Origin of the sequence: Streptococcus sp. Marseille-Q6488, assembly GCF_946902925.1 — a bacterium.
In the GTDB taxonomy this organism is placed as follows: domain Bacteria; phylum Bacillota; class Bacilli; order Lactobacillales; family Streptococcaceae; genus Streptococcus.
The window spans coordinates 1-5,396 of record NZ_CAMPPZ010000026.1 but is presented as its reverse complement, the minus strand read 5'-3'; the positions used below and the strand labels follow the sequence as shown (position 1 = coordinate 5,396).

At 39.0% G+C, this 5,396-nt stretch carries 6 protein-coding genes; 1 reads left to right on the top strand and 5 read right to left on the bottom strand.

What is annotated here, in order from left to right; all coding sequences use genetic code 11:
• Nucleotides 1–96 precede the first annotated feature (96 nt).
• Nucleotides 97–819, bottom strand: coding sequence for a YoaK family protein (locus OVN23_RS10250; protein WP_173217894.1), 723 nt, complete (start codon nt 817–819; stop codon nt 97–99).
• Nucleotides 820–1,220: 401 nt separating this feature from the next.
• Between OVN23_RS10250 and OVN23_RS10245 the strand changes: the two genes are divergently transcribed.
• A complete protein-coding gene (locus tag OVN23_RS10245) occupies nt 1,221–1,520 on the top strand; it encodes a YbaB/EbfC family nucleoid-associated protein (RefSeq protein WP_000981526.1) in 300 nt (99 codons plus the stop codon).
• 282 nt (nt 1,521–1,802) lie between these two features.
• On the opposite strand, the gene pta is transcribed toward OVN23_RS10245, so the two are convergent.
• From pta to OVN23_RS10225, 4 genes are read right to left on the bottom strand one after another with little or no spacing between them, the layout of a single operon-like run.
• Nucleotides 1,803–2,777 carry a phosphate acetyltransferase gene (gene pta / locus OVN23_RS10240; protein ID WP_173217834.1) on the bottom strand — a complete coding sequence of 325 codons (975 nt, stop codon included), beginning with the start codon at nt 2,775–2,777 and terminating at the stop codon, nt 1,803–1,805.
• 42 nt (nt 2,778–2,819) lie between these two features.
• On the bottom strand, nt 2,820–3,716 hold the full coding sequence (locus OVN23_RS10235; protein ID WP_173217832.1) for an RluA family pseudouridine synthase: 897 nt from the start codon (nt 3,714–3,716) through the stop codon (nt 2,820–2,822).
• Nucleotides 3,713–4,531 (bottom strand): NAD kinase, encoded by an 819-nt coding sequence (locus OVN23_RS10230; protein ID WP_000799049.1) that lies wholly within the window; start codon nt 4,529–4,531, stop codon nt 3,713–3,715. The genes OVN23_RS10235 and OVN23_RS10230 overlap by 4 nt, the downstream gene beginning before the upstream one ends.
• A complete protein-coding gene (locus tag OVN23_RS10225) occupies nt 4,515–5,186 on the bottom strand; it encodes a GTP pyrophosphokinase family protein (protein ID WP_000171681.1) in 672 nt (223 codons plus the stop codon). The genes OVN23_RS10230 and OVN23_RS10225 overlap by 17 nt, the downstream gene beginning before the upstream one ends.
• Nucleotides 5,187–5,396 lie beyond the last annotated feature (210 nt).

Here is a 5,396-nt window from a genome sequence, read left to right as displayed (position 1 = left end):
GCGATGAAATCAAGCATGTTTAAAACCAGTAGAACTTACCCTGACACGGATTTCCACTGGTTTTTACGATTTTTATCAGACTAACTTCCACTTGGATTAGCAGTGGAAGTTAGTTTGGGAATTTACCTTTTCTTTTACTTTTTTCCGCCACGAGGCAAAAAGCATACTGAGATAAAAAATGCTCATCATAATAGGAACACCAAGAATGGTCTTTTCATGATAGAAAATCGTCAAATAAGCTGAAAAGACAACACCAAGGACAAAACTACTAAGCAGGCTAACAAATATGAAGCCTTCACGTAAAAAAGGAGTGTGCTTGGTCCGGAAATAATCTCCAAAAGCTAACATCGTCCGTTTGATATTCCCTGTCATAAAGGCATTATTGTAGGCAATACCCGAAACCTCACCAAAGGCAGTTGTCACCAAGCCCATACAAAAGGCTAAGGGCGGTACTAGATAGATATTATCTACAGTTTGCGGCACAAAACCAATAATGATTGATAGTATTGCCAAAGGAATCAGTGACAGAATCGGTTTTTTTACAATTCTCAATTTTTCCTTATAAATGGTTAGTAAAAAAACTCCCAGCATAAACGCTATTAAGGTTAAAAGCTTATCCCTAACATCCGAAACATTATTTTGTATTAGCTCCACCGAAAGAAAGACAACATTTCCTGTTTGTCCAGCTACAAGGGTATTCCCGCGAACAATAAAAGTATAAGCATCTACATATCCAGCACAAAACGTCAAAAAAAGTGCTAACCTTTTAGACTGACGTGATATTTTTCTTATAGGTAATAACCTCATTTTCCCTCCCATTGTATTTTCTCTTAGAATATTGTACCATTTTCTTTCTAAAAAATCGTAGGCTACCATTTAGATTTTACTATTAGCATAAAAATAATAATAGACAACTATTTATCCAAAAATAGATAGAGGTAACATGTTTGTAAACAAAGCATACGAACCTTTAGTAAAATCATTTCCATGAAACTAGAATAGAGCCCCTCTTAGCAAAAATCATTATTTTAATTTATTTCTAATCACTCCTTGATATAAATAACTCTCACCAATAAAAGACTATGTCTTAAAAAAATGGTATAATAAAATCAGTACTTGGGCTTGATGGCTATGCTACTAATAACAATTAGGAGAGAAAATCAGGCACTTGTTAACAACAAGGATTATCCCCTTGAAACGAAAGGAACTTTAGAAATCTTATGATGAACATGCAAAACATGATGCGCCAAGCACAAAAACTTCAAAAACAAATGGAACAAAGTCAAGCTGAACTTGCAGCTATGCAATTTGTTGGCAAATCTGCTCAAGACCTTGTCCAAGCGACCTTAACTGGAGATAAGAAAGTTGTCAGCATTGACTTTAATCCAGCTGTCGTTGACCCAGAGGACCTTGAAACTCTTTCTGATATGACCGTTCAAGCCATCAACTCTGCTCTTGAACAAATCGATGAAACTACCAAGAAAAAACTGGGTGCTTTCGCTGGGAAATTGCCATTCTAAAAACAAGGACCTAGAACAATACTTGTCGATAACAAAGGCTAAGAAAGGTGCAAAAATTATAAAAAACGCATAATAGCAGGTGTCAAAAACACTCAATATTATGCGTTTTCTAATGAAAAAATTCTCTTTTCATACTCATTTAATACTCTTCAAAAATCAAATTCAAACCATATCAGCGTCGGCTTGTCGTACTCAAGTACTGCCTGCGCCTATCTTTCTAGTTTGCTCTTTGATTTTTATTGAGTATAAAAAGCCTCTTCCCAAGGGAAAGAGGACTAAATCTTATTGATGAACAGCTTGAGCTGCTGTGATAAGAGTCAAATTGTAAACATCTTCTGCACTACATCCACGTGAAAGGTCATTAACTGGCTTATTCAAACCTTGTAAAACAGGTCCCACAGCTGAGAAACCACCGAGACGTTCTGCAATCTTGTAACCGATATTTCCAGCTTCGATACTTGGGAAAATAAATACAGTTGCTTGTCCAGCAACTTTACTTCCTGGAGCTTTTAAAGCTGCCGTTTCAGGGTGGAAGGCAGCGTCAAATTGCAATTCCCCATCTATTTCAAGATCTGGGCGTAGTTCGTGCGCACGTTGTGTAGCTGCTACTACCTTATCAACGTTATCACCAAAACCAGAACCTTTACTTGAATAGCTCAACATAGCAATTTTTGGTTCTATACCAAACATTTTCGCAGTGATTGCTGAATTAATCGCAATTTCAGCCAAGGCATCTGCATCAGGATTGATATTGATAGCACAGTCACCAAATAGGTAACGTTCTGAACCACGAGTCATTAGGAAGGCACCTGAAGTACGAGTAACATTAGGACGAGTTTTAATGATTTGAAGGGCTGGACGAACTGTTGCAGCAGTTGAGTGAAGTGCACCTGAAACCATACCGTCAACCAAGCCCATATATACTAGCATTACACCAAAGTAGTTAACGTCTTCACGTAAGAGTCTAGTAGCTTCTTCTTCTGATATCTTACCGTTTCGACGTTCAACGAGCGCAGCAACCATTTCGTCAAACTTAGCGTAGTGGTCAGGATCGATGACTTCATAACCCTCGTGAATCCCTTCAATTTCAAGGTAAATTTTAATTTTTTCTGGTTTACCAAGCAAGACTGGAATAACATCTGTTTCTTTTACCAAGCGTTTCGTAGCTTGAAGAATACGAGGTTCTTTTCCTTCAGGTAGAACGATGCGGACATTTTTACCAACTAGGTTGGCTCTTAGACTTTCAAAAACTTCCATGAGTTTTCTCCTTTAAAATAATAAATTATACTCTAATATATTTTATTGAGTATTAGTTGATAACTGTTTAATAAGGTTACTGAAATCATCCGGCAAGAGACTTGATACCTGCAAGTCTTGCTCTAAAAATGGATGATAAAAGGATAGGTAATGGCAATGCAGGGCCTGACGTTGAATGCCGTCGTCCAGACTACCTCCGTACAAATCATCGCCCAACAAAGGGAAACCAATATGAGAAAAATGGACTCGGATTTGGTGGGTACGTCCAGTATGCAGGCGAATGTCGACCAAGTGGATATTTCCATAAGAAGCGACAATCTTGTAGGAAGTATGGGCGTACTTCCCACCTTTAGCTACTCTTCTAGTGATAATAGAGTCTTCATCACGCGCAATCGGAGCAATAATTTCTCCTTCAGGCTCTAAATATCCATCTCCTTTAACCAGAGCAAAGTAGCGTTTTTCAATGGACTTCTTCTGCAACTGCTTGTCTAATCGTGCATGGGCATAGCCGTGCTTGGCAAAGAGCATCAAGCCAGAAGTATCTCTATCAAGCCTGGTTACAATGTGAACCTGCTGATTTTTATAATTTTGCTTGACATAGTAACCCTTGATAAAATTGGCAATGGTATTGGAGTGGTTGACACTAGGAATAGACGCCACTCCATAGGGTTTATTCAAGACTAGAAAGTGGTCATCCTCATAGAGAATATCCAGTGAGCGCTCGATAGCTTCCAGAGTTTCAAAGCCTTCCTCAGCGGGAATATCAATAGTAACGCGGTCCCCAATATCCAATAGATATGTTGCATTTTGCGGTTGGTCATTGACCAGAATAGCCCCACCTCGAAACTTAATCTTGGCCAGCAGCCCCTTAGAAACCTCGTGCTTTTTTAAGAAGGTCTTAACCTTGATATGTTCATCTGCGATAAATTCAAACCTCATTCGTCCACCTCGCCGATAAAGGCATCCTTAACGCGGTTCCAGAAACTGGTATGGCTAGGAGTCGCGACAAAGTGAATCTTATGATGATCAATTTGATACTCGATTCGCTCGATACTACGAAAAGAATAGACACTATTGTCAACCGAAATGGTGTGGTAATCATTTCTTGTTGGAATGAGTTCAATCTTATCCTTCTTAGGCACAATAATGGAAGAGCCCAGCGTTCGATAGACACGATTATTAAGGCTGGCAATTTCCGTTAATTGCAAAGCTTCAATGGTAGGATGTAAAACAGCACCACCAAGAGACTTGTTATAGGCAGTACTACCAGTCGGTGTCGAAACTGTTAGCCCGTCTCCACGAAAACGTTCAAAGGGAACACCATTGATGACAATATCTGCCACCATGGTTCGATCAGACCTGCGAATGCTGGCTTCGTTGAGGGCACGAAAAATCTTGACCTCTCCATTTCCAAGAAAAACCTTCACATTTAGAACAGGGTAAGAAACCCTTGCTCCGGTATCTAGCTGCAAATTGGTCATTAACTTATCCAACTCAAAATCACGATAATCGGTATAAAAGCCCAGATGTCCTGTATGAAGACCGATAAAGCGTACCTTATCAAGTTGGTCTTCGTACTTATGAAAGGCCGACAAGAGCATGCCATCTCCACCAATGGAAATGACAATGTCCGGACTGCTATCATTGAGTATAAACTGATTTCTCTTCAAACGATCTCGCAATTCATACAAAACCCTTTGACTCTGCGGTTTTCTATTGGCTATCAGATCAATTCGTTTACCTGTATTCTTCATCTGTATCGTCACTGTTTCCTACACCGTCATTTAATTTTCTACTCAAGGGATCAAAAAGAGCCTGGGCTTCCTGGATATCATCACGAATTTCACCCATTTCTTCATCCAACTGATGGGCGATTCTAGCTGTAATTTCCAGTCGCTTCTTAATCTCATCTGGGAAATCCCCTTGGTACTTGTAGTTGAGAGAATGTTCTATCGTTGCCCAGAAATTCATGGCCAAGGTACGAATTTGAATTTCTGCCAAAATGGTCTTGGCTCCATTGATGGTATCAACCGTATATTCTACTACCACATGATAGGAACGGTAGCCTGAAGCCTTTCGATGAGTAATGTAATCTCGCTCCTGTATGATTCGCATATCCTGACGCTTATGCAAAATCTCCACTACTTCCTTGACGTCATCTACAAACTGAACCATCACACGTAAGCCAGCAATATCCTGCAAATCGTGCTCTAAGGTCGCATAAGTAATGCCACGACGAGCCATTTTTTCTTTGATGCTCTCAATTGGCTTGACCCGACCCGTCACAAACTCAATCGGAGAATGCTTATTTTGCTTACGATATTGCTTGCGAATACCACGAAGTTTAATCTTTAACTCACCAACAGCTTGAATGTAAGGATCTAGAAATTCTTCCCATTCTAAGGTCATATATTCTCCCTTGTTCTCATATTATCCGTCAAAAATATCTTTGATTTTTTCTCCAGATTCATATACAATAAATACAATGCTTATTATACCATAAGTGAAAAACGTTTACAAATAGTTATCATCACTTGTAAATAGTTGAGTTTTTACTTATTTTTCCTTAAAATCATTTACACTAATTTCCATCGTTTTTTTAAATCGTATTCATCTTCG